A 26,949-nucleotide genomic window follows, 5' to 3' on the forward strand; every position below is an offset into this window, starting at 1 on the left:
TTATTATAATGTTGACTGTAATACTGTGATCACATTCTGGAAGATTGCACCGCACAAAGTCAACTCGGGTGAGAATAAATATTCATGCTTAATATGCGCTTTTAAAGGGATTTTTTCCTGATTACTACCAACAACAAATGTGCATCGCAACAATTTACGCACAAGCTTAGTGCAATGTGATCACATTCATTGACACACCTAAACCCTTAATGCAAGATGCTGACAAACCTTATTCTTCAACAGGTTTTCGGGCATTATTTTGACATGTGGAGGCAGCATGAAGCACCCTATTAAATCGTTAACCAAACGTCTTATTCTTTCAGCCTTAGCGCTGAGCACTTTTGCTATAGCATCGTTTAGTCATGCTGCTGGTACGCTGAATGTTTACAACTGGTCGGACTATATTGATGACTCCGTACTGAAAGATTTCGAAGCGAAAACAGGTATTAAAGTACGTTACGATGTCTTTGATAGTAATGAGGTGCTAGAAACCAAATTGCTAGCAGGCTCAACCGGCTATGATATTGTCGTACCCAGCGCTTATTTCTTGGGCCGCCAAGTGCAAGCCGGTGTCTTTGAAAAGCTTGATAAAGATAAATTACCTAATTTAAAAAATATGGATCCTACGATTATGAAGCTTGCTTCAGAAAGTGATCCAGATAACGCTTATTCTATTAACTATTTATGGGGCACTACAGGTATTGGCTACAATGAAGCCAAAGTTAAAGCGGCTTTACCGGATGTTCCGCTTGACTCATGGGATTTAGTGTTCAAACCCGAAAATTTGAGTAAATTAAAAGATTGCGGTGTTTTCTTTTTGGATGGCCCTACCGAGATTATTCCAGCCGCCATGAATTATCTGGGTCTGGATTATAAAAAACCGGATGCAGACAGCTTGAAGAAAGTGGAAGAATTAATGGAAAAAATTCGTCCTAATATCCGCAAATTCCATTCTTCCGAATATATTTCTGCTTTAGCCAATGGGGATATTTGCTTAGCGGTCGGTTGGTCTGGTGATATTCTGCAAGCTACTAATCGTGCAATCGAAGCCAAGAATGGTCATGTTATTAAATACATTATTCCTAAGGAAGGCGCACAGCTCTTTATGGATCAAATGGCCATTCCTAAGGATGCCAAAAATAAAGACGAAGCGTATCAATTCATGAATTATCTGATGGAGCCAGAAGTAATGGCAAAAATCAGTAATAAAGTGTCCTACGCCAGTGGCAATTTGGCTGCTAAAGCGTTCGTCAATAAAGAAATTACAGAAAACGCTAATATCTATCCCCCTGAAGACGTCATGAAAAAGCTCTATGTCATGCCAATCTTTGATTCGAAGACAACCCGTTTAGTCAATCGATCATGGACTAAAATTAAAAGTGGTCACTAACCACTAAGCTTACACGGGCAGCCTCACACGCTGCCTTTTTTCTTTCTGCCTCATGAGGATGCCACCATGGCGGATACTCCCACCTCTGAACCACGTAAAGTTTTTGCCCCTTGGCTAGACCCGAATCAAAAGCCTCTCGTTCGTTTTGAGAATGTCACTAAAAAATATGGCGATTACACCGCTGTTGATAATCTAACGATTGATATTTTTGAGCGGGAATTCTTTGCTTTATTAGGCCCCTCGGGTTGCGGCAAAACCACTTTATTAAGAATGTTAGCGGGTTTTGAACAACCCACTAGCGGACGTATTTTAATGAATGGTGAGGATATTTCTAAGATCCCACCCAATAAGCGTCCGATTAATATGATGTTCCAGTCCTATGCGCTCTTTCCGCATATGACCGTGGCACAAAATATTGGCTTTGGTTTAAAACAAGAAGGCAAAAGCAAAGCTGAGATTGATAAACGCGTCGATGAAATGCTGAAACTGGTTCAACTCGAACCGTTTGCGAAGCGCAAACCCCATCAGCTTTCAGGCGGGCAACGCCAACGGGTGGCTTTAGCACGCTCCTTAGCCAAAAGCCCGAAATTATTATTATTAGATGAACCCTTAGGCGCGTTAGATAAAAAACTGCGTGAAAAAACGCAATTCGAATTAATGTCCTTGCAAGAAAATTTAGGACTCACCTTCATGATCGTGACCCATGATCAAGAAGAGGCGATGACTGTTTCTAGTCGTATTGCCGTCATGGACAAAGGCATTATGGTACAGGTTGATACGCCAGCCGAGATTTATGAAGCGCCCAATTCTCGCTATGTCGCGGATTTTATCGGTGATGTAAACTTCATGGAAGTTGAAGTCTTACGCCATGAAGGGGCGCAAATCATTGTTAAAAGTGCCACCCTCAATGAATTTAAGTTAGAAACCGATAGCGACCTCAAAGACGGTGAAAAAGTTTGGCTCGCCATTCGCCCTGAAAAATTCATTGTGAGCAAAGAAAAGCCTAGTGACGACCAGAATATGGTGCAAGGTAAAGTCTGGGATATAGCCTATTCCGGCGATACTTCCACTTATCACGTACGCCTTGAAGACGGCACAACGCTCAAAGCACAAATGGCCAATCGTCGACGGGTACGTAACCGTGATATTACGTGGGAAGATCCCGTATGGGTAGCATGGAGCTATCGTGCTGCCGTTCCATTAAGAAACTAGGGAGGCAGTGATGAATCACTCATTTAATTGGGGGCGCTTCTGGTTAATTAGCATACCCTTTATTTGGCTGCTGGTTTTCTTCTTACTGCCTTTTATCATCGTGGTCAAAATGTCGTTGTCTGACATGGCCAACGCGATGCCACCTTATGTACCCACGCTAGACCTCACACAAGGCTGGTCTAGCTTGATGGAGTATTTAAAGCAACTGGACTTCGAGAACTATAGCTTCTTAATGGATGATGAACTGTATGTGCTCTCTTATTTGTCCAGCTTAAAAATCGCCCTAATCTCTACTTTTCTCACCTTATTAGTAGGTTATCCCCTCGCCTATGGCATGGCAAAAATGCCAGAAAAGTGGCGACCCATTTTACTAATGATGGTAATTTTACCGTTTTGGACTAGCTTCTTGATCCGTGTTTATTCGTGGATTGGTATTTTGAAGGGTGATGGACTATTAAATTCAACCTTGATGGCACTGGGGCTGATTAATGAGCCTTTGGTGATTATGAATACCACCACGGCAGTTTATATTGGCATCGTCTACTCCTATTTGCCCTTTTTGGTTTTACCCTTATATGCCACCTTAGAAAAGATCGACCATAGCCTGCTGGAGGCAGCCGCCGACTTAGGTGCCAGTCCTATGAAAGCATTTTGGCAGATCACTTTTCCCATGTCCTTACCCGGCGTCGTTGCCGGAGCCTTTTTAGTCTTTATTCCGGCCATGGGTGAATTTGTTATCCCTGACTTATTAGGTGGCTCAGAAACACTCATGATTGGTAAAACCCTCTGGGAAGAATTCTTTGGCAATCGTGACTGGCCTCTGGCCTCCGCAGTGGCAGTAGCACTCTTATTACTCTTGGTGATCCCCATCCTATTCTTCCAAAGAATGCAGGAAAAACAACAGGAGGCTAATTCATGAATCCAACCCGTTTTAATTGGTTCAATGCAACTAGCTTAGCCCTAGGCTTTGGCTTCTTATACCTACCTATCTTGATTTTGATTATCTTCAGCTTCAATGACTCTAAATTAGTCACTGTTTGGGGTGGGTTTTCAACACGCTGGTATGTGGCTTTATTTCAGGATGAAGCGTTTATGGAAGCCGCATGGGTTACCTTGCGCGTAGCCTTAGTGAGTGCAACCTTCGCCGCAATTTTAGGCACCATGGCCGCCATGGTGTTAATCCGTGCTAAACGTTTTCCGGGGCGCATGTTGTTTTCGGGTATGATTTATTCCCCTTTAGTCATGCCAGAAGTGATCACGGGCTTATCGCTTTTACTCTTATTCGTAGCGATTGGTCTGGATCGGGGTTATTGGACCATTACCTTGGCACATACCACTTTTGCCATGTGCTATGTCGCGGTCGTCGTTTCCTCACGCTTATTGAGCTTTGATATGTCTTTGGAAGAAGCCGCTTTAGACTTAGGGAGCACACGCTTAAATACCTTTTTCCAAGTAACGCTCCCGATTATTTTACCCGCGATTATTGCCGGTTGGTTATTGGCGTTTACCCTATCGTTAGACGATTTAGTCATTGCCTCCTTTACTTCTGGCCCTGGCTCCACCACATTACCCATGAAGATCTATAGCCAAGTAAGATTAGGGGTTAATCCACAGATTAATGCCTTGTCTACCATACTGATTACCTTGGTTGCGATTGGTGTGGTGATCACCTCCCTCTTAGGCAAACGCCAAGCTGAGAAGGAGGGCAAGCAATAGCCATAAGGAGGCTGAATGTTTAACTTCTTCAAAAAACCTAGCTTGCCAAACCCCGAAGAGGCTTTGGCAGGACGCAATACTGAAATGCCGGTGACCAATCGGCATTTCGTGAATGAGAACCCCATCAAAGCGCCCTTTCCAGAGGGTTTAGCCTTAGCATTATTCGGCATGGGCTGCTTTTGGGGGGCAGAGCGGCGTTTTTGGCACGCGTCAGGCGTTTATAGCACGGCGGTCGGCTACGCAGGTGGTTATACACCGAATCCCCATTATGACGAAGTGTGTAGCGGGCAAACCGGACACAATGAAGTGGTTTTGGTGGTGTATGACCCGAAAAAAATTAGCTATGAAAAACTCTTGCAGATTTTCTGGGAATCCCATAACCCAACGCAAGGCATGCGCCAAGGCAATGACATAGGTACTCAATATCGCTCCGGTATTTACACCTATACACCCGCGCAACAAACAGCAGCAGAGGACAGTCGGCGCCGTTACCAAAAAGCTTTAAGTGATAAAGGTTATGAGAATATTACGACTGAAATCATGGCCGCACCTACTTTTTATTATGCGGAAGACTATCACCAACAATACCTCGCCAAAAACCCGAATGGTTATTGCGGCCTAGGCGGAACCGGCGTGAGTTGCAGTTGAGGGTCTAATCGTTTTATCCTGCCACACCCCAAACTGGCAGGATAAACATGCGTTCTCATTTACTTAAAGGTTATGGCTTAGCACTCTTAGGCGTATTGCTTTTATCACCCGATGCGTTACTGATTCGCTTATCGGGTAATGATGTTTGGCAATCTAATGCATGGCGCGGCTTAGTGGGTGGTTTAATGGTGTTAGTCTATAACCATTGGCTAGATAAGCGTTCACTGTGGGAGCAAACTAAGCCTGCTGGAATCTGGTTTTTCGTCAATACCCTACTCAATACCCTATCCCCATTTGCTTTTGTGTATGCGATTCATCATGCCAATGTTACCGACGTTTTAGTCGTAGTCGCCTTCTCCCCTTTATTAAGCGCTCTTTTTTCTGCGGTATTTTTAGGTGAAAAAGTACACTTACGCACATGGCTAGCAGTGATGGTTTGCGGGGTCGGTTTAGCCATTTTATTTACCCAACCGAATAGCCAAAGCTCCTTATCGGGCCTATTAGCTGCGTTTTTTTGTGCTGTCATGTTAGCCGCACAGTTTGTTATTATTCGTGCCAAATCAGAGGCTAATCTCACCCCTGCCCTTGCTTTGGGTTATATGATTAGCGGTGTTATTAGCTTATTTTTTGCCAGCGCTATCTTCCCCAGCACCCTCATGCAATGGCCGATTTTCTTGCTAATGAGTACCTTGGTAGTACCCTTACCTTTCGTCTTATTCTTCCTCTCCTTGCGTTATATTTCAGCCGCTGAAACCAGTCTCATTATGCTACTAGAATCTATTTTAGGCTCACTGTGGGTGTGGCGGGTTTTAAACGAACAGCCCTCTAGCCAAACCCTACTCGCAGGCATATTAATCCTAAGCACGCTAAGCTTTCACACCCTACTTGCTTTACGCATCACTGACGATCAAGGGAGCATTACCCAAAAAGCTACACGATCGTGACTCTAATCATAAGGGCTAGGAAGCTAATAGCGTTTAGACTTCAGCACTGGTTTACTCACCATCAGTCCTGCAATACTTTTAGAATAAGGCTAGCGAGCTGTTATACTGAAGCCTAAAATGGCTTGTTATTATAGGGACTTGATCCGCCCTTATATAAATCTACAAGGATGTCAAATACGTGTCTGAGCTAAGCCCTGAACTTGAAGTCAAACTCATTGAACCACCGATGACCACCATTGACTTGTTGCGCCATGGTGAAGTGGCAACACCTGCCCTATTTTCTGCTCCCGACAATGAACCCTTGGGTATGAGTGGCTGGAAACAACTGACCCTCGCAACCCAACATGCAGAGTGGGATGTCGTTTATAGCTCACCCACACGGCGCTGCCACGATTTTGCACGCTTATTGGCTCAACGCTTAAATGCGCCCTTTATTCCTGATCCACGCTTGTGTGAATTAAACTTTGGCGCATGGATTGGGCTAAGTCAGCAGGAGATTTTCGAGCGTGATCCCGAATTATTGCAACAATATTATCTTCAACCCCGCCGTTTCAAAGCACCTGATGGTGAATCCATGGAAGCTTTCATGTATCGAGTCGATGCTATTTGGCAAGAAATTTTGGTCAACCATACCGGCAAGCGCGTATTAATTCTGACCCATGCCGCCGTCATGCGCGTCATTCTAAGCAAAGCCCTCGATTTGCTCTATCAAAAAGCCCTACGCTTTGAAATGGGGCACGCCCAATTTACCCGTTTACGGGTTTATCCGGATGGCGAAATTAGTTTACTAGGGCATGGCCTAAGCCATATTGGTACAAAATAACGCCGCTTCTGATTTATTGACTAGCGCTTGGCTCTTTATAAGGTTCTACTAAAGCGTCGCTAATTTGATAACCTGCTTGCGCTAAATTGGTTTTAACCGCCTCGCCCTTGATAATGCCGGACACCACCACTGGCTCGTAAATCTTTTCCATTGAAATCCCTGCACTTGCTTGCGGATGTACCAGCAGTGTTTGATTCACTGGAGGTGGTGGCACATGAATACAGGCGCCAAAATAAGGCACCAGTAAAAACTCTTTCACGACACCTTTTTGATTATCCACTTCTAGCGGTGACACATAACCAATTAATTTAATACGCTTGCCATACACCGCTGGATTCGTGGGCGCTGCATCCAACTCACCTTGCATCTTCGCCATGAGCTTATCGCCTTCCTCGACATCCTCATCTTTGATTTTGTCTAGCATAGGCTGATATTTGCGCATAATGTCCGCCAGACCCTGCCCAGGTAGTTCCAATGACTCCCAACTAATCGCCTCATAATCCGTAGTAGTTTGTTGAGTTTCTAACTTAGCGACTAGCTCTGCTGAAGATACGGATTGAGGTTTTTGTTCAACGGTGGCTGCTGTCACAGCCTGCTCCGCTAATGGCGTTGTGTTTTGTGTAGCCTGCTCAGATTTATCCGAACATGCGGTCATTAATAAGCCAGCTAACACAATAAGCAATACAGGTGTTTTCATGATTAGGTTCGTATCGTTAGGCCATCTTGCAAAGAGCGTCGATAGGCAATAGTGCCGGGCAATAAACTTAGTAGGAGCGCTAAACCGACCACCACGGTAATCAGTGCCAAGCTCGTTAAATCCGGTAGCCAAGTGCGCAAATAAAAACCATACTCGGCAATCACCCACGGACGTGCTACCCAAACGAGAACATACACCAGTATCATGCCCAGTAAACATCCCACTAGAGCTAAAACCAAAGCTTCTACAATAAAAAGAAGTAAAATGTGATACGGGTAAGCGCCGACGGCACGCAAAATCGCCATTTCACGTCGCCGCTCATTCAAGGTCGAGAGCACCGTGGTCAACATGCCTACCAAACCCGCAAGCACGACAAAACCACTGATAATGCGCAGCACGGTTTCGAACATGCCTAAAGCCTGCCAAAGATCAGCTAAAGCCACGCCGGGCAAAATAGCTAACAAAGGCTCACGCTTATAATCATTCATGTCGCGCTGCACACGAAAGGCGGCTGCCCGTGTTTTTAATCCCACTAAAAAAGCAGTAATCACTTTGGGCTGTAGATTCTTTTGCAACGCTTCTGCTGCACTAATGCTATAGCCACTCACTTTCGTACCCGCTACCCAATCAATATGTACAGCTTCTAAACCTTCCAGCGTGATATGAATAGTACGATCCAGAGGCGTGCCGGTTGGTTTAAGAATACCTGTCACAGTAAAAGGTTTGTCCGCATGTAAGGCCGTACTTACCTCACTGGTACCGTGCGCCACGACGATTTTATCACCGAGTTGATAGCCTAGTTTACGCGCAACTTCCGCACCGAGTACCGTATCGAACACGCCCTTAAAGGCCTGTCCTTGGGCAAATTCCAAAGCACGTTTATCGCCATAACGATAGAACTTAAAATAATCTTGATTGGTGCCTAGAACACGAAATCCCTTATGCGAATCACCCAGAGAAAGCGGCACTGTCCATTCGATCAGTGGGTTGGCAGCAAGTTCTTGATAAGATTTCCAACTGATATTATTGGTCGCATTACCAATGCGGAATACGCTATAGAGCAATAACTGTACTGAGCCGCTACGCGCCCCGACCACTAAATCCGTACCTGAAATGGTACTTAAGAAGCTTACCTTCGCTTCTTTACGAATATATTCAACCCCTAGCAGCAAGGCGACACTAATCGCAATAGCGACGATGGTCAGCAGCACACTGACGCGACGATTCCATAAACTCAGCAAGCTAAGCTTTAACAAAATCATGCTGGGTTCACTCGCTGTAAGTCTAAACTACGCGGAAAATAACGTGATAGCTGTGGATCATGACTAACAAAAATAATCGTACTGCCTTGAGCCTCCGCTTGCGTGAATAATAACTGGAGAAAATTATCACGTGCATCGCTATCTAGCGCGGATGTTGGCTCATCGGCAATAATTAATTCTGGTTTCCCCATTAATGCGCGCGCCACCGCCACGCGCTGCTGCTGACCAACACTTAAGTCTGTGATGACCCGTGTAGTAATCGCTTTGGCTAAGCCTAGTTGCTCAAGCAAAGTTTGAGCAGTCGCCACTACCGGCATAGCCTGTTCGCGCCGCAGCCTCGAAAACTCACAGGGTAAAGTGACATTGTCCAAGACAGAAAGGTAAGGCAGCAAATTAAATTGCTGAAAAATAATTCCCATATGATCAGCCCTAAACCGATCCCGTGCTGCATTCGATAACTGAGTTATATTTTGTTCTAATACGTGTAACTGGCCACTACTTGGCGTAAGAATTCCCGCCAAAATATTCAGCAACGTTGTCTTACCGCTACCACTTGCACCACGAATAAACAAATGCTCGCCTTGTTCAATCACTAATTCGTCCAGCCTCAATGTATCGTGACTTTGTTGAGGCCAACGGAATTGTAATTGATGCAGCGCAATAACCTTCATGGCGTTAAATTAATCGCCTGATCTTTTTCCAAGGTTTGAGCAGAAGCGCCTTGATCACTCACCCACTCAACTTCTAAGCGCTCAAAAGCAGGAAAGCTAGCAAATAGCTTGGGTGTAATAGTTTTTAAAGAAGCAGGTTGTTCACAGCCAAACACCCAATTCACCCCAACATCCAGATGTTCCGCCCCCATATTTTCCTCAGTTGACGGCTCTTTGTCAGCCGCTTTTTCTTCTTCACTGAGCTCATCTTGTCCAGTGTTTAACTCAGCCTTTTCAAACTTACATTGAGCGGCTTTATCAAAATCAAACAAATTCCCGCCGGCTTCTAATGTAGCAGAAGCTTCAGCAACGACTTTCTTATCAGCTTCCGAGCTCGCTTTATGCTCAAAACCAAACACATTGGCGGCTGGTGAGTCTAAATTAATTTCAATAACTTTATCTGCTATCGCAATACTTAGCGTGCCCACACCATGCTCATGAACACCATGCTCTTCATGTTCTTCATGTTCTTTATGGGTCTCTGCCACTGCAGTACTAGGTGAATCCGGCTTAGCTGAATCCGCCTGTAGCGCGGGAGTACTAAGCAGTAATAAGGCGAAAACACTACTGGATAAAGCTAAACGCTGCATAACTCATACCTTTATTGCAAATCAGTTGCATTTAAGTGTAGTGAGGATACTAGGTTTTTGCAAACTTTCTACTGCTTAGCAAGCTGATGAAATCCCATGTTTTATCAAACAATAGCTATGGCAAAACGGCAAAACACTTGGTATAGGCTTAATAAAAATTGCAACTGTTTTGCAGTAAAAACTCCCCCTGTTTAAACGCCGCCCATAAAAAAAGACGCCGAAGCGTCTTTTTTAGATGCTAGCTTAGCAAGTCAATGATTACATTGGCTGTACGTTAGCAGCTTGCAAACCTTTTTGGCCTTGTTCAGCTTCGAAAGAAACTTTTTGACCTTCGGTTAAGGTTTTATAGCCGTCAGATTTAATCGCACGGAAGTGTACGAATACGTCAGCGCCGCCATTGTCTTGGTTGATGAAACCAAAACCTTTCTCAGCGTTAAACCATTTTACTGTGCCAGTTAATCTAGCCATGTTATCTCCAGAATTTTCAATAAATAATGCGCAAAGCGCGTGTAAAGCCGCAATGTAGAGTTACTTATGATGACAAAACGGGAATGAATCTTCTGACACAACATGACTCACGAAGAAGCGGTGTAGCGAAGTGTTCAATTTCTATTTGTTGCATATAGTAGGGTCTGTATCACAGGCCAGTTTTGATAGTAGCATAAGCTTTTATAAACTTACACCGCTATTTTAAGTCAAGTAGTGGCTTTAATCACATCTTGCCGACTAATGGAAATAATTGATTTTTAATAGAGTGCGCACCAAAAAACGCTAAGCTTCGCTGTTTTTTGATGCACGACTCATAAAACACTATTTATTTGTTAACGGGAGAGGCGGGGTCAACCAAAAAAGACACAATGTCCGCGATCTGTTCAGGACTTAATACCCCATTATGACCAAGGCGCGGCATATTCGAGCAAGGAATAACGGATTGTGCATTGTAGATTTTGTCATAGGTATATTTCACGGTATCCCAAGTATTACCGCGAATTTTGCCATAACCTCTTAAATTCGTCCCCAAATTACCCGCAGCTAGCTCTTTCGGGTCAGCAGCGTGACAGGCATAGCAGTTGCCACCCCGTACTTTGTCGGGCGCATCGGGCTCATAACGTCCAATACGCATTGCAAAACCATCGGTGAAGGCTTTTTTACCTTTCTGCCAATTCCCCATCAAAATCCCATTCGCAGGATATTTAATCGTAGCTTTTTCACGTTCGACAATCGCCTTGGCTTGCTCACCAGAAACTTTACCGCGTGTTTCTGAGCACACTTTTAGTGTTTCATCTTGTTCAAGCCGCTTAGGATCTTGGTTTTTACCTTTATGGAAACCGCTCTTGATATACGCCTGCACTTTGGCTTGCATATCATCCGCATACACGCTAAAGCTTGCGATTAGCGCTAAAGCAGACAAGGTTACAGGTTTAATGTAGTTCATCGCTAGCTCCTTAACGTGTCATACCGGGAAGAACCATCGGTGCATCTTTAGCTTGATGGCTTAAGAAGGCCAATAAGGCCGTTGACATCGGAGAGCCATACTCCAAATCTGGTAAGCGCATTTGCCAATGACAATCCCACATACGATGCTGCATATTACGTGCTAAGCCATGGGAAACACGGTAGGTTGGCCAAGATCCCATCGTTTTCTGCGCATCCTTAGCAGTATAGAAATTACCTAAATTCTGGAGACGAATCCGCTTGCCATCTGCAGAGTGACAAGTCGCACACGAAAAATCCAAAGGTCCATGACGATGCCAAAATAATTGTTCACCCATAGCAATCGCTTCTTTTTCTTTAGGGTGATCAGCGGGAGGATTGAGCTTCATACCATCAGACTGCACAGCTACATAAGCAGCCAGCGCTTCAATATCCATATTAGGCTCATTGATGCGCTCGTCAGCAAAGGTCTTAGTCGTCACGTCGGCTGCATCAAAACCTTGAATTTCAGTCATGCAGGTGAGTAAACGAGATTCTAAATCTTGAACGCGGTCGGTATCTTTAAAATAGCGTGGCATCTGTGCATAAGCACCTTTCACAACACCAGCACCCAAACCAAAATCACAAGTTTCTAAAGAAACATTCTTAGGGCCACGCTTTTCTTTAAAAAGTTGCTCACCACGATCCACAACCAGTAATGCAGGATTCGCATCGCGATCACCGTAAGTCATCTCACGATAATCATCAACGCTAGCACCTTGGTCTGCATTATCCTGTGCTATAGCCGTACTAATACCAAAGCCTATTGCACAGGCTAATAACCAGCTAGGCTGGGTTAGTTTTGCCATACTCTCCTCCCAATCATAAAAACAGATTTACTCATCTGTTGTACGCTCTAATTGGCTTATCTTAGTACCGCGCTGATTGATAAAAGTCAATTGAGAAACTCCTAACTATCTCTTTTGAAGGCTCACCTTAAAACTGAAAACCCTTGTTTTAAATAAGGCAATCTTGCTTTTGTTTGCTTAGACCTCAACCGATTAAGTGACGATATAGCTCACTCTAGCGCCCTAATCCCAAATAAATTTTAAAAGAAAGCGCAGAAAAAATAACCGTACAGCCGCTGGGTTGTTGCTTGAAGGCATGGTGACTTAAACTGACAAACTCATTATCAGCTCTATGCCTACCCCTCATAGACCTAAGCCTGCCTAAGAATGGAGGAGATTGTGTATCAACGTTTAGAACAACGTCTGCGTGCGCTTGACACGCAAAATTTAACACCTTACTTACGAGGAAGTGCCACCGGATTAGAAAAAGAAAGCTTACGGGTCACGCCGCAAAGCCGCCTTGCTCATACCCCTCATCCACGTGTGCTAGGTTCCGCCCTAACCCATCCTTGGATTACCACAGATTATTCCGAGGCCTTATTAGAACTGATTACACCACCTCAGCGTAGTTCAGAAGATGCCCTAGACTTCCTACTTAGTATTGAAGCCTTTGTGTATCAACAATTGCATGACGAACTGCTGTGGACCACCAGTATGCCTTGCGTCTTAGACGGAGAAGACGATATTCCGATTGCCGAATACGGGCAGTCTAATGCTGGGCGCATGAAGCATATCTATCGCCAAGGCTTGGCATGGCGTTATGGCAAAACCATGCAAGTGATTGCTGGCGTGCATTTTAACTACTCGATTGCGGAGGATTTTTGGCCTATTTGGCAAAAAGAACTGCAAGAAAGCCACAAGTCCGCGCGCAGCTTCACTAATGAACAATACATGAATATCACCCGTAACTTATTACGCTACGGCTGGTTAATTTTGTATTTGTTTGGCTCATCCCCAGCGGTCTGCCGTAGTTTCTTATCAGGGCGTACCCCTCCCGCCACCATGCAGGAATTCGATAAATATACCCTGTATGAGCCTTTTGGCACTTCCTTAAGAATGGGAAATATTGGCTATAATAATCGCAAAGAAAAAGATACTGGGGTGAACGTTGGCTATAACTCTCTTGAGGAATATATTGCAGGGCTTAGCAAAGCGATTAACACGTCTTGGCCGCCTTATGAAGAAATTGGCATTAAAGTTAACAATGAATATCGCCAACTAAATACCAATATTCTACAAATCGAAAATGAATACTATAGTTCTGTTCGACCTAAACAACCCTTAGAAGGATTCGAAAAACCCAGCCTAGCTTTAAGTCAACGCGGTATTCGTTATCTAGAATTACGCTCGATTGATATTAATGCCTTCCATCCGGCTGGCCTAACTCGCCTACAATTGGCCTTCCTTGAAGTGTTTATGCACTTTTGTTTATTCCAAGAAAGCCCCCCCCTCAGTAGCTCCGATATGCTACAAATCAGCCAAAATCAAGCACTGGTAGCCCATCAAGGACGTAAGCCCGGCTTACTACTGCAGCGTTCTCAGGAGTCAATCGATATTTGTGTCTGGGCGGGTGAACTACTGAAAAATATGTCAGGTGTTGCTCAGCTACTTGATCAATCGCGCGGTGAAAAACACAACTTATATCGTGAAGCGCTAGCCAATCAACAAGAATTAGTTTGCCACCAAGATTTAACGCCCTCCGCACGAATGTTAGAAGAAATGCGTGAAAATAAAGAAAGCTTTTTCTGTTTTGCGCACCGCAAATCGCTAGAGCATCGTGAGTATTTCTTACAACAACACATTCCTGCTGCATTGCAACACACGTTTGAGCAGATGGCCAAGACTTCCCTTGAAAAACAACAAGTTATTGAAAAGGCCGATCATATGAGTTTGGATCAATTTTTAGAGCGTTATTTTGCTGGGACGTTATAAAGAAATTATTCGAATAAAAGCGATAGAGATTAAAAAAATTTCAATATATTTCCCTGTGTTTGTGCTAAATCTACTATACACTAGGGATTGAGTTAATTACTCAATAGACTCTTGTTGAGTGTGACAGGTAATTTGTGCGACTGCTTGCCTGTTCACTGATTGATTTCCGCAGCGCACAAATAGATGAGACGATTACAAGTGAATATTTACGTTGGAAACCTGGCCTACGGCACCACTGAAGAAGACCTCCGCAGCATTTTTAGTGCTTTCGGTGATGTTAGCAAAGTCAGTATTATTAAAGACAAAGAGACCGGCCGTTCAAAAGGCTTTGGCTTCGTAGAAATGCCAGATAATAGCTCAGCACAAGCTGCTATCAATGGTTTAAACGACACTGATATCGGTGGTCGTAATGCAAAAGTAAACGAAGCAAAACCTCGTGAAAATACAGGTGGCGGTGGTCGTCCACCTCGTCGTGATGGTGGTGGTTTCCGTCAAAATCGCTACTAACTCGCACTAAAAAGCTTAAACATATACCAAGCGGGTTGACTTTTACGACCCGCTTTTTTTATTTCTTACCTTTCATTTCTTCAATACCACCCTCTATCCTGCATTCACTACCGATTTATTTCGGATCAAAAAATATAACCTGATACTCAAAAAAATCTCGCTTGTTGCAGCGCAACATTCCCTCTAAGCTACACACTCGAAAAACAGTAAAAAAATTATAGTTAAACAATAGGTACGTCGTATGAGCAACATAATGAATTTAGATAGCGGCTTTATTCATTTTAGTCTCGAAAACGATCTTGAACGTGAACGGCAACTTGAAATTTTGCGTGCGATTCAGGATTTAAAAGCAATGAATGATAGTCAGTTACAAAACCTTGGCCTTACACGCGATAGTATTGAAAATGCGGTACGCTTTGGTTTATTTGATTAATAAAAAAGACAGAGTAGTAGGAAATATAACATGAAAGACATTAAAAGTTTATTAAGCAACTTATTTAGCTTTGGCGCTAACTCAAAAAGCGAAATTCGCCGCGCAGTGGCTGAATTACAAGCTATGAATGATCGTGAACTGAACGATTTAGGTTTATCACGTAGTGACATTGAATATGCTGTAATTCATGGCCGTGCAGGTATTGACGCACCTCGCAAAGCTGCCTAAGTCACCTTATACAATAAAAAAGCACTCACTAGCAAAAGGATAAAGAATAATGATCGATATTAAACAATTATTTGGTGGTTTCTTCCACTTAGGCAATGCAAACAGTCAACACTCAGAAAGCGAATTGCGTAAAGCTATCCGCTCTTTGCAGGCGATGAATGATCGTGAATTGGAAGATATTGGCATTACCCGTGGACAGATTGAAGACGCTGTACGCCGTGGTATTGTTGATCCTCGCCAAGCTGCTTAACCCCAACGCCTCAATGATTCTCTAGAGGTTTTTTGGGTAACTGTTGATAAGCAGTCTTGACGGCCTCCTTACCATATTCACGCTCCAAACGTCGCACGATAAAATGACCGCGACTCACGTTTTGGAAGTGATCAATAAACAACGTATTGACCAAAGCGCCGCCTGCCGCACCGATTAATGGTAGTGACTGTGCGACAGCTTTTTGGGTCACGGGTACGCCAAAACGTTGGGCAATCTGCGTAATTAATCGAACAAGGGGCTGTGCAGTCTTTTGTACAGCTCCGTTCGCTGCCACATAATGCGCCGCATCGGTGACTGACTTTGCTAAGGCAGCACGTACAGCAAAATAACCCGACTCAGCCGCATTATCGCTATCACTAGCACCCCCTAAGGCAAACACTTCTAGACAGGCAATCCGTCCCTCCGGACTGAGAATATCTTCACCCTCACTGCGCGCTATATCTGCAATCGAACGTAAAATAATTGCTGTCGAAATGGGTAACTCAATCGCCAGAGCACTCATGCCAAAAGCACCACCTGCCGCACCAGAAACACCGGCGATAGTCTTATGAAACCAATTTGACGCCTCCTGCCATTTGCCAGACTGTGGATTAGAAGCCAAGCTAGCAATAGACAGATCTAAGGCTGACTCCAAGGCATAGTGAGTGGCTTTGCTAATCAAATCATGGGCTGCTTTCGGTAAAACAGATAAAGCTTTCTCAATCGGTGTACCCAGTACATTACTCATCCGTGCAATCAGACCCGGATTTTCCAACAACTCCTTGGCATATTTTAAATCTTCCCAGTCTTTGCTTTTCGGCGTTAAGACACGCACAAATTCACTCATAGTAACTCCTTAGCCGCTAAGTGCTGGACTAAACCGGTCAGCAATTCAGCCGCTGGTGCCGCCATTTTTAACTGCGCCAATTCATCCGCCCGCGTCCAACCCGGATTTAATAAGGCAATTGGTTTATTCCACTCTTTAGCGCGTAGGCAAAAACGATAGCCCGAATAAACCTTAAGCGAACTGCCGATGACCAATAAAGCATCTGCTTGTTGCAACGCATTCAAACAACGCTCTACCCGCGCTTTGGGCACAGTGCCTCCAAAAAAAACCACGTCGGGCATCAGCGTACCGCCGCATCGGGTACATGCGGGAACACGTAAGGCATCATGACTGTCACCCGCTACCTCCGCATCGCCATCGGGACGTTGCTCAGCGTGGATAGTGACTAAGTGGGGATTTAGTTCAGCCAAGCGCCGCTGCATTTCAGCGCGTGAGCTTATAGCGTTACAATCAAGGCAAATGACTTCGGTTAAATTGCCATGCAGGTCAATCACATGACGACTACCCGCACGCTGATGCAAATTATCCACGTTTTGAGTAATTAACAAATCGACATGCCCTAACTTTTCTAGCTCAACCAAAGCCTGATGAGCTTGATTCGGCTGGGTTTGGTAAATACGTGGCCAACCGACAAACGAACGCAGCCAATAACGGCGCCGTGTCGCTTCATGCTTAATAAAATCTGGATGTTGGAGTGGCTCACCACGCAACCAAACGCCGTTTTCATCGCGATAAGTCGGAATACCCGATGCCAAACTAATACCCGCACCGGTCAGCACGACCAAACGTGGCTGCTGTGTCACGAACGTAATGAGAGAATCCAGTGCAGGCTCTGGCATAGGCATGTTTCAATGATCAAACGATTAAAAATTTTAGTTTGCAATGCTTTCATCACGCCTGCAAATCGACCCAATCGCCAGTGGGACTTAACGCGTGTGCCACTTCTCAATAATAGGTGCTTGATAGGCGGCAAAACGCTCTAACAAAGTGCTGGACTCTTGTTCGACCAAGAGCATTTGATAATGGCTTGACTTAACAAATTGCTCATCCACCGTATGTTTTAGAAAAGCATGCAGTTGATCGTAATAGCCCGCTATATTAAGCAAGCCGCAGGGCTTTTGGTGGAAACTCAACTGTGCCCACGTCCAAATTTCAAAGAGCTCCTCTAAGGTTCCCACCCCACCGGGTAGCGCAATAAATCCATCAGAAAGCTCGGCCATACGATGCTTGCGCTCATGCATAGACGGTACGACTTCTAGGCGCGTTAAACCATGATGCGCGACCTCGTATTGCATCAAAGACTCGGGCATGATGCCAATCACACGTCCACCTAGACTCATCACAGTGTCGGCCAGCACGCCCATTAAACCGACATGCGCCCCGCCATACACCAGACCTAAATCACGCTCCACTAATGCCTTGCCCAGAGCCTGAGCCGATTCTTTGTAAATAGCTTGACGCCCTAGATTCGAGCCGCAATACACACAGATATGTTTTAATTCGGTCATCCTTTAGCCCGACGCATGTTGGCAAAATCGAGCATACGTTGCGTCGAGCGCAGCGCCTTTACCCGAATCGCCTCATCCACATGAATCTCATTAGCGCCCGTTTCTAACACACGCAAAATATTATGCAAACCATTCATCGCCATCCATGGGCAATGCGCGCAGCTTTTGCAGGTCGCTCCCTCACCCATCGTTGGCGCAGCAATAAATTCTTTATCGGGCGCAGCCTGCTGCATTTTGTAGAAAATACCTTTATCGGTCGCCACTATGAATTGCTTATTAGGTAAGTTTTGTGCTGCTTTGATTAATTGCGTCGTGGAACCCACTGCATCGGCGAGTTTAATCACTTCGCGCGGTGATTCAGGATGCACTAACACCCCTGCAGCAGGATATTGTTGTTTCATGTCCTCCAGCGCGCGGAATTTGAATTCATCATGCACAATGCAAGAGCCTTTCCACAGCACCATATCCGCGCCCGTAACGCGCTGAATATAGTCACCTAAATGACGATCGGGCGCCCACAGAATTTTTTTGCCCTGTTCGTCTAGCCAGCTAATTAATTCCACCGCAATGCTAGAAGTCACCACATAGTCGGCTCGCGCTTTCACAGCCGCGCTGGTATTGGAATAAACCACAACGGTGCGATCCGGATGCTGGTCTACAAACGCACCAAATTCATCAATCGGGCATTCTAAATCCAAAGAACATTCAGCCTCCAAGGTTGGCATTAACACACGTTTTTCGGGATTTAGAATTTTTGCGGTTTCACCCATAAAGCGCACGCCAGCAACCACTAAGGTCTTCGCTGGGTGTTCATTGCCGAAGCGAGCCATGTCTAAGGAATCAGATACATAACCGCCCGTTTCCTCTGCCAACACTTGAATATCGCGATCCACATAATAATGCGCCACCAATACTGCATCTTGTTCGCGTAGTTTTTGCGCTATCTTGGCTTTCACTTCGGCTTTTTGTTGTGGCGTATAACTCGGGTTCAAAGACTCAATGTGAGCCGTCAAGGGTACTTTAATAAGGGGTATAGTAGGACTATTAGCTTTCATGTTCGGCAGATTTCTACTGGTTCAAGAGTGAAATAAGCATGGGCGAGAATGCGCTTAGTTTCAAGCACTAAGCGCTAAACTAACCTTTAGCGGAGTTGCTTGAGGATACCCTGAATTTCACTGGCAGGGCCACTAACTTGAACTTTCTCACCATTCCCTTTATCGATTACAATATCGACTTTACGCCCTTCCACATATTTTTCTAATACAGCTGCCAATGCCGCTAATACGCCATCTTTACTTAATAGCACCGATAATGCGCCCCCCGTACCGACCGCTGTCATTATTATCGTCGCCCATGTCGTCGGGTCAGCACTACGTGTTACCCCTGTAGTAGCTTCCAAACTCGGCTCGCTCAAATCTAAACTCTCTGCTAAGCCCACTGCTGCCAAATCCTCTTGTATTTGCTCAGATAGTGCCTCCATAACGGTGGGATCGTTGGTGCGAAATTGAATACTGACTGCCATTGTGCATTTCTCCTCAAGTGGTGTTTAAAGCTTAGCATAGCCAACTATTGAACGAGTGTTTCCGTAAAAGACTACACTATTGTCCTAAAGCTTATGATTGGATAGCTTATGTTCGTGAAATGGAGTTATTGGCTTAATGCGATTGTATTATTTATAGTGAGCGTATTATGGCTAAGCTCTTATCATTTCCATCATTCTCTCGGCTTTGACCATGAACAGGTGATCAGCTCACAAGTAAAGTTTCGCTACGAGCGTCTTTGGTGGCCGGGGAATGGGAGCTTATTAATAGGACAAGGCGTCAGTTGGCAGCCCATAAAAACTCATAAATATTATGCTAGCTTTGATCTAGCCGCCGACTTTTTTCACGCACCTTACAAACAACCTAGTATCAAAACTACTTGGAATCGTTTTGGTTTTTGGTGGGTGCATGAAACCAATCAACATTGGCTTGGCATTCCAGCAGGCTTGCCTGTACTAGTTAGCATAGCGCTCGGCTATTGGCTCAGACTGATCATAGCAAGACGTGTTAAATTAAATTCAGTTGGCTCACATAATTAACCAACTGATGCGTCGAGACATTACCAAACTTATCACGCAAGCCTAATAAAATTTTTTCCCCATAACGTTTAGAAATTCCCTCATTAGAATTTCCCAAGTCTGTCATACTTTTACCTTGCATGACATACCTTAATACAATTTTTTCTTTGGTGGTTAAATTCACTAAAACCTTGGGAATAAACCGATAATAGGAATAAGGGCGTGAAAAAGCTATATCGTTAAACGCTTTTGAGCATAAATGCAAAGTTTCTAAATTTTCTTGTTTGAGAGCATTAAAGCTATAATCTTTTGAAGAATTAGTGAAGCTAAATCCAGCCATACCTATTTTTTCATACATCACAGGTATAGAAACACCATGTTTAATCTGATAATCCTCTTGAGCAAGTTTTAAAACACTCTTTTCTGAATCAGTTAAATAATCCGACTTCGCATATTCCTGCCAATCCATGGGATAGAGTTTATACTCTTTAGTGGCTTTGATAGTAAAATCATGTTTATCAAAGCGCTCATAAGCATACTGCTCAATAAAACCACTTGAAAATGTATCGGAATGAATAAAACGTGGCGAAGCATTAAAAGAAGTTTCGTATAAAACGCTTGGAATAAAGGTATAAGCACAGCTTTCAAAACCTAAAACTTGTACGGTTCGCTCAAATAAAGCAAAACGGTCTTCAAGCGATTCAGCAGCATAAAGTCCAGTTACTAAATCCCCTATGAGGTACTTACCCATATGTTCCTCGAAAAGGTTAGAAGACTGACACTCCTTCTAACCCATCATAATCAATAATGATTATTACATTTTTTGTGCTATCACAAAATTCACCATCCCTTGATAATGCTTGGAATGGCAGCTTTGGATATCAAAACCCGCATTACGCAAAAAATCTAATAACTCGTTCATGGCTACAAAATTAGCGCTAGGGTTTGCTGCTAGCTGAAAATTGTAGGCTTTAAAAGCTTCAAAATCAGGATGCCACATCAACTCTTTCTCTGCATCATGAAACAGTTTAGCCTGATTAAAATGGCGATTGGGTGTCGCTAACACCAACAAAGCACCCGGCTTAAGTAGTTCATAAATATAGTTTAAAGTATTCAGTGGGCTAGTCCAAGCATAGAATGACTGAAGCGATACCGCCGAATCAAACAGTCCTTCCGTTTCTTCTATCGCTTGGTGTAGCACTTCAAAGCTTGGCTTATTAATATTTTGCAAAGTGAAACGCGCAATTTCTACCATCTCTGCCGCGTATTCAATACCGGTATAAGCAGTCACATCCGGCTTATCGGCTAATAAAGGCGCAATCCGTGCTGGACCTGCCCCTAGATCGACCACATGGCCTGTCAAATAACTGACCGCCTCATGATATAATTCACGTTGTACATGGGTATAAACACTCGCAAAGAAACGGCTATATTGATTCCATTGACGAATTGAATACTTCCCTGCTTTCTTAGGTAATTTTTTAGAGGCAAGCAATTTCTCTTCTCCTTTTATCCACTGTATAAAGCTTGATTTAGTTAACTTTGTATTCCATTCCATACAACTAAACTCAAATTCACTACCGGCTATAGCATTAATAGAATTAAGCACCATTTTAGCGCCTACCCGATTCGCATAGAATTTCAGGCTTTTCTTATTAATAACGATCATTATTTTTTCAATATGATTAGCTCGTGCTATTTCATAAAAAGCACGATGATAAATGCGTAGCAAACTTATCTGGCGATCGTCGTCATCAATAGCAAAACGACTTACCTCCATTAATTTAGCGCCCAGTTGACGTTGATTATCTAGCCATGTTTTAGCGTAAGTATCAGCAGGCAAGTCGTACTCACTATCAAATACCAATCGTGCTGAACTCACTATATTACCCTGTATATCTTCGGTAAAAAGATGAACGGCAGCATAATCATGCTGATCATGGTCAGCATTAGTCAAATGAGGATATAAAGGTCTAAAAATTTTCTCTCTAAAAGCTTTAACTCTTTTCAAATCATGAGGAGAGTCAGCTACTTTTAAAAGGCTTGGTAAATTATTGAGATTAAAAGCCTTCAAGGTCAAAGCTTGAGACTTAGGTTTTTCTTTCATGGGACACCCTGATAATAATAATTATTGAATTAGTAATTAAGTCGCCAAGATAAAGGCAAGGTTGGGATAAGTTAGATTTCCTCCTCAATTGTTGTGCAGCGTCTAGTTAGATTAATGGATTCCTTCGCTGTCTACAAACCCACCTTATTTCAAAAAAGTTCTAGCTGGAACGCAGAAGTTGAAAATTTTGCTTGTTTATTAAGAATTTGTTACGGAATGAATTAGTTTGATACATTTTTGAACAATTTTGATTTATAGTGGATTTTTTTGGAAAAGTGTCAGAATCCAATCAATACAAAAATGTCTTAAATCAAACAAACAAATTCATTTTCAATCATTCTGGGTTACAACTATTTTTATGAATAATAGATTTGATTTATTTAAAATCCGTGCAGAACGTCTGGCACATATCTTGGACACTCAATTTAAAGGTAGTAAGGAGGCATTGGCTCTAGAGGTAGGTTGTTCGGTCGGAGCAATTACACATTACTTAAATCCACATTCCGCCCGACCTTGCGTGGATAAAGCAGCAAAGCGTATTGAAAGAGCATTAAATTTAGAACCCCGCTCACTAAGCGAACCCCTACATGGCAAACGAGAAACTTATTACGTGGCAATCCACACCAATGCTCAATATACGTATGAAATAGTAACTATGTTAAAAGCAGAGGAGTGTGTAAAAGAATGTGCGGCTGTCCTAGGGGACTTTGATATTTTTATTAAGGTGCAGGTTGAGAACTTTCGCTTTTTGGATACATTACTAGCCAAATTAGTCAAATTACCAGGGGTAAAGCGTAGCCATACCTATAAGGCAATAGAATCCCTACACTGGCAACGCGAACAAGATCAAATGATGGACATACCGCCCAAAAATGAGAGACTCTATATACATAATGGCGTGGCGGATTTTATTTATCGTAAGCTCAATCACTTGTTCGATGAAATAAAAATACTGGAAGAAGATCCTATCGTTATTAAAGACAATGATTTAATTAGCATTGAAAAACATAAACTACTTGATGGAACTAAAAAACTTATTCTGGCAACGCATCATTATCATGAAAGCCTAAGTAATTATGAAGACTTCTTAGAAAAAGAAAAAACCTTAATTCAGGAGGGAGTAAAATCACGTAGAATTATTGTCATTCCTAATAATAATTATAAAATTAATTGGCCTAGCATTGAAACTAGATACAATCTTTTTCAAAAGATAGGATGCGAAGTTAGGCTAATAGTAGATAGTCAATGGATCAATTCAACAAAAAGCCCCATTTTTGAGAACTTCATTATTTTAGATAGTAATTTTGTTTGTATACGCAGCGAGAACAACAAGGATGATGAAGATAATGGGCAGATTAGCATCCATCGCAATGTGGAAATTATAAAAATGTATATAGACACTTTTAACTCAAATTGGAAGAAATCCCATAGCTATGAGCATTTTTTAGAGAAAATTTATCACCTAAGTAGAAAATAAGATAATAATTTCTAAGAAAATAAATATAAAAAGCCAGCTTAACAAAACTTTATTTTTAATAAAATTTCACTCAAAAAATAATTCTTTATGTAAATGAGTTTTATCTCATTCACATAAAGAAAAAATTTGTAGAGAGATTAGAAGGTCAACAAAAGATTAAACTTTTCTTAACTGGAGCTATATTAGCTCATACAATTATTTTATTTCAAGGTAGGAAAATACTCCAAGACTTGATTAAATATTAAGCAAGTCACTTGTGGCTTTACTAAATCTTTAAAAAAACCGCTTAACGCTTAGACTAGTGCTCATTATGTTTAATCGTGCAAGCAACGCCATTTTCCTGAATACATCTGACATCCTGTTCAATCTGATCTCACGATCAAGCATCTTGCCGTATGCCTAACCTTCACTGATATGAACCTTCAAATCCCCCCCTAACGCGAGCGCAGTTACCTGCTGCGCTGGTGCTGAATCCAAAGTAGAACGATTAGCTAAGAGAACACGCTCATGTCATCCAATAAACCACGACACACGGCGACGAGGGGCGAGTGTCCCCCTCAGAACCATAGGTAATGACTGTAAAATGCACGCTAACTCCTAAAACGCAAGTGCCTCAACCTGAACGAGACAATCATAATAGGTCGCAGCAGCGCCCATATCCGTCAACGCTTGACTAGAGACACCGTTACAGTTCTTCCCATCACGCGAATATTTACGCCACCAAATCGAAGGCGCTACCACTACACCTGGACGCGCACGATCCGTGACCTGAGCCTTGGCTTGAAAACTGCCGCGTTTATTGAAAATGCGTACTGGCTGATCGGATTGAATGTTGCGTTCGGCTGCATCATTGGGATGAAGTTCTAAGGTCGGCTCCAGCGTTTTCTTGCGCAAACTGTCCACATTAACAAACGAGCTATTCAAGAAATGTTGCTCTGGTGGTGAAATCATCTGTAAAGGAAATTGCTTGGCTAGTTCTGGCTGGCTAAACACCGACTCATGCGGCTCAACGAAATTCGGCACAGGATCAATACCTTGCTGCATTAAGCTTTCTGAGAAAAACTCACACTTGCCAGACGCTGTCGGAAAACCACCCTTAGCAAAAGGTGGATTCGCCACGTTTAAGCGCTCCCAACCTTGAGTTTGCAAAGTCTCCCAGCGCATTTGGTTCGTATATTCATGCTCCCAGTGCACCGCATCGCGCATAATGCTTTCGTCATCCGCTTGTAGTGCTGCATCTGCTAGTCCCATCTGTGCTGCCAACAAACGAAAAATCTCACTATTAGGCTTACATTCGCCCAAAGGCGCAATGGCGGCCTGATTCTTCATCAGATAATAGTGCCCATAAGCCTTATGCAAATCCTCGTGCTCAAATTGAGTCGTCGCTGGCAAAATAATATCCGCATAATCGGCCGTATCGGTTTGGAACTGCTCAATCACCACTGTGAATAAATCATCACGTTTAAAACCAGCGACCACTTTTTCACTATCGGGCAAAATCGCCAAGGGATTGCAGTTGTACACAATAACCGCTTCAACTTTTGCGCCGAACTTCGCATCGCCCTGCTGCAATAAAGCATCGCCAAATTGGCTAAGATTAATTGTGCGTGGTTTTTTACCCTCTGGCCATAAATCGGTACGCTCCAGACTGGCTGTGTCCATAGGAAACATGCCCGACGTTGACATTAAATGCCCACCTGCAGCATGACGCCATGCACCAATCAAGGCAGGAATGCAAGCAATGGCACGTACTGCATTACCGCCACCACGTACACGCTGCATCCCATAGCCCGCTTTGATTAAAACAGGCTGTTGTGCTTGTATGGCCGTTTGACCAATGACTGCGCCTAATTGCTCTATTTGCTCAACACTAAGGCTACAAATTTGCGCGGCTTTCTCAGGTGGGAAATCAGCAGCGCGTTGTTTGAGTGCCTCGAACCCCAAGGTATAATGATTAATGTAATCGCGATCCAACCAATTGTCGCGAATCAGAATATGAATCAAGGCTAAGGCCAGAGCGCCATCAGTTCCGGGTAAAGGGGCTAGGTGGTGATCACACTTTTGTGCAGTCAAGGAGCGATGCGGATCAATTGCAATTAAGGTAGCACCTTGACGCTGCGCTGCTTGAGCTCGCCGCCAAAAATGCACCCCACAAACGACTGGATTACTCCCCCAAATTAGAATTAAGCGCGCATTTTGGACTTGCTCTAAATCCGTTCCAACTCCCGCTCCCAAGGTTGCTTTTAAAGCCGCAGCACCCGCACTAGCACATACCGTTCTATCTAATAAGGAAGCACCCAATTTATTAAAAAAGCGCGCAGCCATGCCTTCTTTTTGCACAATGCCCATGGTTCCACCATAACTACAGGGTACGATGGCCTCGGGGTTACGGACTGCAATAGATTTTAATTGCTCAGCAATGCTAGCTAATGCTTCCTCCCATGAAATGCGCTCAAATTTTCCCTCCCCTTTTCGACCAACGCGCCGCAAGGGGGTCATCAAACGCTCAGGATGATAAACGCGATCTAAGTAGCGCGAGACTTTGGTACACAACACACCATCCGTCGTAGGATGCTGTGGATTGCCTTGGACTTTAATGGCACGACCTGACTCATCCACATTCACTTGGATGGAGCAGGTATCAGGACAATCATGTGGGCATACAATATGGAAAGTTTTCATGCTAGCCGCTCAAGGTATATCTAAGGAGATAGAGCGTACAGATTATCACCCAACGCTACCCGCAACCAGTCTATTTCTTGTAAACTAATGGGCGAGAGGGAAGTGGAGTACCTGTGTAATCGGAGGACGAGGTATATGTGTGAAATAACTTTTTACTATCATCAACAATGGCCTTGTTTACCCTACGAGGTTCTGGATGAATGTATTCGTCACCACCAAGAACATAGCCTCACTTCAGAATTTAATGAATTTTCGATTGATGTTTATGCGCTCGGCGACGACCCAGAATCCCGTGTGGTTGCTATTGACTTTGATAATACTATTACTGCTGATCCAGATTTTTATACGCAGTTAATTAATTGCCTACGCAAACGCGGTTGCAAACCCGTTGTCTGTACGATTCGCGAAGGTGATCAAGAAGACATGCAAAAGATCTGTAGCGTTTTGAAAGGCACAGAAATTGACATTTATACTTCTAACGGCCAGTGCAAACGCGATTATTTAAAGCAGCTTGGTGTCAAAGTAGGTCTATGGATTGATGATTTTTTTCCGGCTATCGCTAATGCTGGCGATACCTTTTGGATAAGAAACGGAATCAATTTTTAA

30 protein-coding genes are annotated in these 26,949 nt (G+C 43.6%); 15 read left to right on the top strand and 15 right to left on the bottom strand.

From position 1 onward, the window contains the following. Nucleotides 1-277: 277 nt before the first annotated feature. The 7 genes from A3IE_RS0110530 (at nucleotide 278) to A3IE_RS0110560 (ending at nucleotide 6,733) form a co-directional block, all read left to right on the top strand. On the top strand, nucleotides 278-1,390 hold the full coding sequence (locus tag A3IE_RS0110530) for a polyamine ABC transporter substrate-binding protein (RefSeq protein WP_020395586.1): 1,113 nt from the start codon (nucleotides 278-280) through the stop codon (nucleotides 1,388-1,390). A 66-nt stretch (nucleotides 1,391-1,456) separates the two neighbouring features. Next, the gene (locus tag A3IE_RS0110535) at nucleotides 1,457-2,602 is read left to right on the top strand and encodes an ABC transporter ATP-binding protein (RefSeq protein WP_020395587.1); all 1,146 of its coding nucleotides are present in this window, start codon (nucleotides 1,457-1,459) and stop codon (nucleotides 2,600-2,602) included. Nucleotides 2,603-2,612: 10 nt separating this feature from the next. Further along, the gene (locus A3IE_RS0110540) at nucleotides 2,613-3,521 is read left to right on the top strand and encodes an ABC transporter permease subunit (protein ID WP_020395588.1); all 909 of its coding nucleotides are present in this window, start codon (nucleotides 2,613-2,615) and stop codon (nucleotides 3,519-3,521) included. Beyond that, nucleotides 3,518-4,318: an ABC transporter permease gene (locus A3IE_RS0110545; protein ID WP_020395589.1), complete on the top strand. Its 801-nt coding sequence runs from the start codon at nucleotides 3,518-3,520 to the stop codon at nucleotides 4,316-4,318. Before A3IE_RS0110540 ends, A3IE_RS0110545 begins: the two co-directional genes overlap by 4 nt. Before the next feature lie 15 nt (nucleotides 4,319-4,333). Then, nucleotides 4,334-4,966, top strand: a complete 633-nt coding sequence (msrA, locus tag A3IE_RS0110550) for a peptide-methionine (S)-S-oxide reductase MsrA (protein WP_020395590.1) — start codon at nucleotides 4,334-4,336, stop codon at nucleotides 4,964-4,966. Between the two features lie 47 nt (nucleotides 4,967-5,013). Then, nucleotides 5,014-5,910, top strand: a complete 897-nt coding sequence (locus A3IE_RS0110555; RefSeq protein WP_020395591.1) for a DMT family transporter — start codon at nucleotides 5,014-5,016, stop codon at nucleotides 5,908-5,910. Between the two features lie 178 nt (nucleotides 5,911-6,088). After that, complete coding sequence (locus tag A3IE_RS0110560; RefSeq protein WP_020395592.1) at nucleotides 6,089-6,733, top strand: histidine phosphatase family protein; 645 nt, start codon at nucleotides 6,089-6,091, stop codon at nucleotides 6,731-6,733. Between the two features lie 13 nt (nucleotides 6,734-6,746). Here A3IE_RS0110560 and A3IE_RS22055 read toward each other — a convergent pair whose 3' ends face one another. From A3IE_RS22055 to soxA, 7 genes are all read right to left on the bottom strand, one after another. Next, a complete protein-coding gene (locus A3IE_RS22055) occupies nucleotides 6,747-7,430 on the bottom strand; it encodes a DUF3299 domain-containing protein (RefSeq protein ID WP_020395593.1) in 684 nt (227 codons plus the stop codon). Nucleotides 7,431-7,432: 2 nt separating this feature from the next. Next, a complete protein-coding gene (locus A3IE_RS0110570) occupies nucleotides 7,433-8,692 on the bottom strand; it encodes an ABC transporter permease (protein ID WP_020395594.1) in 1,260 nt (419 codons plus the stop codon). Beyond that, nucleotides 8,689-9,363, bottom strand: coding sequence for an ABC transporter ATP-binding protein (locus A3IE_RS0110575; protein ID WP_020395595.1), 675 nt, complete (start codon nucleotides 9,361-9,363; stop codon nucleotides 8,689-8,691). Before A3IE_RS0110575 ends, A3IE_RS0110570 begins: the two co-directional genes overlap by 4 nt. Next, on the bottom strand, nucleotides 9,360-9,992 hold the full coding sequence (locus A3IE_RS22060) for a ZrgA family zinc uptake protein (protein WP_020395596.1): 633 nt from the start codon (nucleotides 9,990-9,992) through the stop codon (nucleotides 9,360-9,362). Before A3IE_RS22060 ends, A3IE_RS0110575 begins: the two co-directional genes overlap by 4 nt. A gap of 258 nt (nucleotides 9,993-10,250) precedes the next feature. Next, the gene (cspE, locus tag A3IE_RS0110585; RefSeq protein WP_020395597.1) at nucleotides 10,251-10,460 is read right to left on the bottom strand and encodes a transcription antiterminator/RNA stability regulator CspE; all 210 of its coding nucleotides are present in this window, start codon (nucleotides 10,458-10,460) and stop codon (nucleotides 10,251-10,253) included. A gap of 346 nt (nucleotides 10,461-10,806) precedes the next feature. Next, nucleotides 10,807-11,427: a sulfur oxidation c-type cytochrome SoxX gene (soxX, locus tag A3IE_RS0110590; protein WP_020395598.1), complete on the bottom strand. Its 621-nt coding sequence runs from the start codon at nucleotides 11,425-11,427 to the stop codon at nucleotides 10,807-10,809. Nucleotides 11,428-11,437: 10 nt separating this feature from the next. Continuing rightward, on the bottom strand, nucleotides 11,438-12,274 hold the full coding sequence (gene soxA / locus A3IE_RS0110595; protein WP_020395599.1) for a sulfur oxidation c-type cytochrome SoxA: 837 nt from the start codon (nucleotides 12,272-12,274) through the stop codon (nucleotides 11,438-11,440). 378 nt (nucleotides 12,275-12,652) lie between these two features. On the opposite strand from soxA, the gene gshA reads away from it, so the two are divergent. The 5 genes from gshA (at nucleotide 12,653) to A3IE_RS20435 (ending at nucleotide 15,663) form a co-directional block, all read left to right on the top strand. After that, entirely contained in the window at nucleotides 12,653-14,245 is a 1,593-nt protein-coding gene (gene gshA / locus A3IE_RS0110600) for a glutamate--cysteine ligase (protein WP_211206822.1), read from the top strand. A 183-nt stretch (nucleotides 14,246-14,428) separates the two neighbouring features. Further along, the gene (locus A3IE_RS20425; protein WP_211206823.1) at nucleotides 14,429-14,752 is read left to right on the top strand and encodes an RNA recognition motif domain-containing protein; all 324 of its coding nucleotides are present in this window, start codon (nucleotides 14,429-14,431) and stop codon (nucleotides 14,750-14,752) included. Between the two features lie 253 nt (nucleotides 14,753-15,005). Continuing rightward, nucleotides 15,006-15,185 carry a hypothetical protein gene (locus tag A3IE_RS0110610; RefSeq protein WP_020395602.1) on the top strand — a complete coding sequence of 60 codons (180 nt, stop codon included), beginning with the start codon at nucleotides 15,006-15,008 and terminating at the stop codon, nucleotides 15,183-15,185. A gap of 30 nt (nucleotides 15,186-15,215) precedes the next feature. Beyond that, nucleotides 15,216-15,413: a DUF1127 domain-containing protein gene (locus A3IE_RS20430; RefSeq protein WP_020395603.1), complete on the top strand. Its 198-nt coding sequence runs from the start codon at nucleotides 15,216-15,218 to the stop codon at nucleotides 15,411-15,413. 49 nt (nucleotides 15,414-15,462) lie between these two features. Further along, complete coding sequence (locus A3IE_RS20435; RefSeq protein WP_020395604.1) at nucleotides 15,463-15,663, top strand: DUF1127 domain-containing protein; 201 nt, start codon at nucleotides 15,463-15,465, stop codon at nucleotides 15,661-15,663. Between the two features lie 10 nt (nucleotides 15,664-15,673). On the opposite strand, the gene A3IE_RS0110625 is transcribed toward A3IE_RS20435, so the two are convergent. The 5 genes from A3IE_RS0110625 to A3IE_RS0110645 all read right to left on the bottom strand — a co-directional run bounded on the left by A3IE_RS0110625 (nucleotide 15,674) and on the right by A3IE_RS0110645 (nucleotide 19,540). After that, a complete protein-coding gene (locus A3IE_RS0110625) occupies nucleotides 15,674-16,510 on the bottom strand; it encodes an EcsC family protein (protein ID WP_020395605.1) in 837 nt (278 codons plus the stop codon). Beyond that, complete coding sequence (locus A3IE_RS0110630; RefSeq protein WP_110721456.1) at nucleotides 16,507-17,355, bottom strand: NAD-dependent protein deacetylase; 849 nt, start codon at nucleotides 17,353-17,355, stop codon at nucleotides 16,507-16,509. The genes A3IE_RS0110625 and A3IE_RS0110630 overlap by 4 nt, the downstream gene beginning before the upstream one ends. An 81-nt stretch (nucleotides 17,356-17,436) precedes the next feature. Continuing rightward, entirely contained in the window at nucleotides 17,437-18,018 is a 582-nt protein-coding gene (locus A3IE_RS0110635) for an LOG family protein (RefSeq protein WP_020395607.1), read from the bottom strand. Continuing rightward, nucleotides 18,015-19,073 (bottom strand): quinolinate synthase NadA, encoded by a 1,059-nt coding sequence (gene nadA / locus A3IE_RS0110640; protein WP_020395608.1) that lies wholly within the window; start codon nucleotides 19,071-19,073, stop codon nucleotides 18,015-18,017. Before nadA ends, A3IE_RS0110635 begins: the two co-directional genes overlap by 4 nt. Nucleotides 19,074-19,159: 86 nt before the next feature. After that, nucleotides 19,160-19,540: a hypothetical protein gene (locus A3IE_RS0110645; RefSeq protein WP_020395609.1), complete on the bottom strand. Its 381-nt coding sequence runs from the start codon at nucleotides 19,538-19,540 to the stop codon at nucleotides 19,160-19,162. Between the two features lie 108 nt (nucleotides 19,541-19,648). Here A3IE_RS0110645 and A3IE_RS0110650 point away from each other — a divergent pair, with 108 nt between their 5' ends. Beyond that, complete coding sequence (locus A3IE_RS0110650; protein ID WP_020395610.1) at nucleotides 19,649-20,098, top strand: hypothetical protein; 450 nt, start codon at nucleotides 19,649-19,651, stop codon at nucleotides 20,096-20,098. On the opposite strand, the gene A3IE_RS0110655 is transcribed toward A3IE_RS0110650, so the two are convergent. Next, nucleotides 20,067-20,828, bottom strand: coding sequence for a helix-turn-helix transcriptional regulator (locus A3IE_RS0110655; protein ID WP_020395611.1), 762 nt, complete (start codon nucleotides 20,826-20,828; stop codon nucleotides 20,067-20,069). The genes A3IE_RS0110650 and A3IE_RS0110655 overlap by 32 nt on opposite strands. 63 nt (nucleotides 20,829-20,891) lie before the next feature. After that, entirely contained in the window at nucleotides 20,892-22,184 is a 1,293-nt protein-coding gene (locus A3IE_RS0110660; protein ID WP_020395612.1) for a class I SAM-dependent methyltransferase, read from the bottom strand. A gap of 358 nt (nucleotides 22,185-22,542) precedes the next feature. Here A3IE_RS0110660 and A3IE_RS0110665 point away from each other — a divergent pair, with 358 nt between their 5' ends. Further along, entirely contained in the window at nucleotides 22,543-23,661 is a 1,119-nt protein-coding gene (locus tag A3IE_RS0110665; RefSeq protein WP_020395613.1) for an Lrp/AsnC ligand binding domain-containing protein, read from the top strand. Nucleotides 23,662-24,258: 597 nt separating this feature from the next. Here A3IE_RS0110665 and A3IE_RS0110670 read toward each other — a convergent pair. Next, nucleotides 24,259-26,343, bottom strand: coding sequence for a molybdopterin-containing oxidoreductase family protein (locus A3IE_RS0110670; RefSeq protein WP_020395614.1), 2,085 nt, complete (start codon nucleotides 26,341-26,343; stop codon nucleotides 24,259-24,261). A gap of 135 nt (nucleotides 26,344-26,478) precedes the next feature. On the opposite strand from A3IE_RS0110670, the gene A3IE_RS0110675 reads away from it, so the two are divergent. Next, a complete protein-coding gene (locus A3IE_RS0110675) occupies nucleotides 26,479-26,949 on the top strand; it encodes a hypothetical protein (protein WP_020395615.1) in 471 nt (156 codons plus the stop codon).

This window comes from Thiolinea disciformis DSM 14473 (assembly GCF_000371925.1).
GTDB classification, from domain to species: domain Bacteria; phylum Pseudomonadota; class Gammaproteobacteria; order Thiotrichales; family Thiotrichaceae; genus Thiolinea; species Thiolinea disciformis.

What these genes read in the sequence shown, in the direction of transcription:
- A3IE_RS0110630 (WP_110721456.1), bottom strand. Translation starts at nt 17,355, where the DNA reads ATGCCTATGCCAGAGCCTGCACTGGATTCTCTCATTACGTTCGTGACA.
- A3IE_RS0110645 (WP_020395609.1), bottom strand. Translation starts at nt 19,540, where the DNA reads ATGGCAGTCAGTATTCAATTTCGCACCAACGATCCCACCGTTATGGAG.
- A3IE_RS0110535 (WP_020395587.1), top strand. Translation starts at nt 1,457, where the DNA reads ATGGCGGATACTCCCACCTCTGAACCACGTAAAGTTTTTGCCCCTTGG.
- A3IE_RS20425 (WP_211206823.1), top strand. Translation starts at nt 14,429, where the DNA reads ATGAGACGATTACAAGTGAATATTTACGTTGGAAACCTGGCCTACGGC.
- A3IE_RS22055 (WP_020395593.1), bottom strand. Translation starts at nt 7,430, where the DNA reads ATGAAAACACCTGTATTGCTTATTGTGTTAGCTGGCTTATTAATGACC.
- soxA (WP_020395599.1), bottom strand. Translation starts at nt 12,274, where the DNA reads ATGGCAAAACTAACCCAGCCTAGCTGGTTATTAGCCTGTGCAATAGGC.
- A3IE_RS0110555 (WP_020395591.1), top strand. Translation starts at nt 5,014, where the DNA reads ATGCGTTCTCATTTACTTAAAGGTTATGGCTTAGCACTCTTAGGCGTA.
- A3IE_RS0110670 (WP_020395614.1), bottom strand. Translation starts at nt 26,343, where the DNA reads ATGAAAACTTTCCATATTGTATGCCCACATGATTGTCCTGATACCTGC.
- soxX (WP_020395598.1), bottom strand. Translation starts at nt 11,427, where the DNA reads ATGAACTACATTAAACCTGTAACCTTGTCTGCTTTAGCGCTAATCGCA.
- A3IE_RS0110665 (WP_020395613.1), top strand. Translation starts at nt 22,543, where the DNA reads ATGAATAATAGATTTGATTTATTTAAAATCCGTGCAGAACGTCTGGCA.
- A3IE_RS20430 (WP_020395603.1), top strand. Translation starts at nt 15,216, where the DNA reads ATGAAAGACATTAAAAGTTTATTAAGCAACTTATTTAGCTTTGGCGCT.
- A3IE_RS0110660 (WP_020395612.1), bottom strand. Translation starts at nt 22,184, where the DNA reads ATGAAAGAAAAACCTAAGTCTCAAGCTTTGACCTTGAAGGCTTTTAAT.
- A3IE_RS0110540 (WP_020395588.1), top strand. Translation starts at nt 2,613, where the DNA reads ATGAATCACTCATTTAATTGGGGGCGCTTCTGGTTAATTAGCATACCC.
- A3IE_RS0110530 (WP_020395586.1), top strand. Translation starts at nt 278, where the DNA reads ATGAAGCACCCTATTAAATCGTTAACCAAACGTCTTATTCTTTCAGCC.
- nadA (WP_020395608.1), bottom strand. Translation starts at nt 19,073, where the DNA reads ATGAAAGCTAATAGTCCTACTATACCCCTTATTAAAGTACCCTTGACG.
- A3IE_RS0110625 (WP_020395605.1), bottom strand. Translation starts at nt 16,510, where the DNA reads ATGAGTGAATTTGTGCGTGTCTTAACGCCGAAAAGCAAAGACTGGGAA.
- msrA (WP_020395590.1), top strand. Translation starts at nt 4,334, where the DNA reads ATGTTTAACTTCTTCAAAAAACCTAGCTTGCCAAACCCCGAAGAGGCT.
- A3IE_RS0110650 (WP_020395610.1), top strand. Translation starts at nt 19,649, where the DNA reads ATGTTCGTGAAATGGAGTTATTGGCTTAATGCGATTGTATTATTTATA.
- A3IE_RS20435 (WP_020395604.1), top strand. Translation starts at nt 15,463, where the DNA reads ATGATCGATATTAAACAATTATTTGGTGGTTTCTTCCACTTAGGCAAT.
- A3IE_RS0110635 (WP_020395607.1), bottom strand. Translation starts at nt 18,018, where the DNA reads ATGACCGAATTAAAACATATCTGTGTGTATTGCGGCTCGAATCTAGGG.
- A3IE_RS22060 (WP_020395596.1), bottom strand. Translation starts at nt 9,992, where the DNA reads ATGCAGCGTTTAGCTTTATCCAGTAGTGTTTTCGCCTTATTACTGCTT.
- A3IE_RS0110675 (WP_020395615.1), top strand. Translation starts at nt 26,479, where the DNA reads ATGTGTGAAATAACTTTTTACTATCATCAACAATGGCCTTGTTTACCC.
- A3IE_RS0110570 (WP_020395594.1), bottom strand. Translation starts at nt 8,692, where the DNA reads ATGATTTTGTTAAAGCTTAGCTTGCTGAGTTTATGGAATCGTCGCGTC.
- A3IE_RS0110575 (WP_020395595.1), bottom strand. Translation starts at nt 9,363, where the DNA reads ATGAAGGTTATTGCGCTGCATCAATTACAATTCCGTTGGCCTCAACAA.
- A3IE_RS0110545 (WP_020395589.1), top strand. Translation starts at nt 3,518, where the DNA reads ATGAATCCAACCCGTTTTAATTGGTTCAATGCAACTAGCTTAGCCCTA.
- A3IE_RS0110655 (WP_020395611.1), bottom strand. Translation starts at nt 20,828, where the DNA reads ATGGGTAAGTACCTCATAGGGGATTTAGTAACTGGACTTTATGCTGCT.
- A3IE_RS0110610 (WP_020395602.1), top strand. Translation starts at nt 15,006, where the DNA reads ATGAATTTAGATAGCGGCTTTATTCATTTTAGTCTCGAAAACGATCTT.
- cspE (WP_020395597.1), bottom strand. Translation starts at nt 10,460, where the DNA reads ATGGCTAGATTAACTGGCACAGTAAAATGGTTTAACGCTGAGAAAGGT.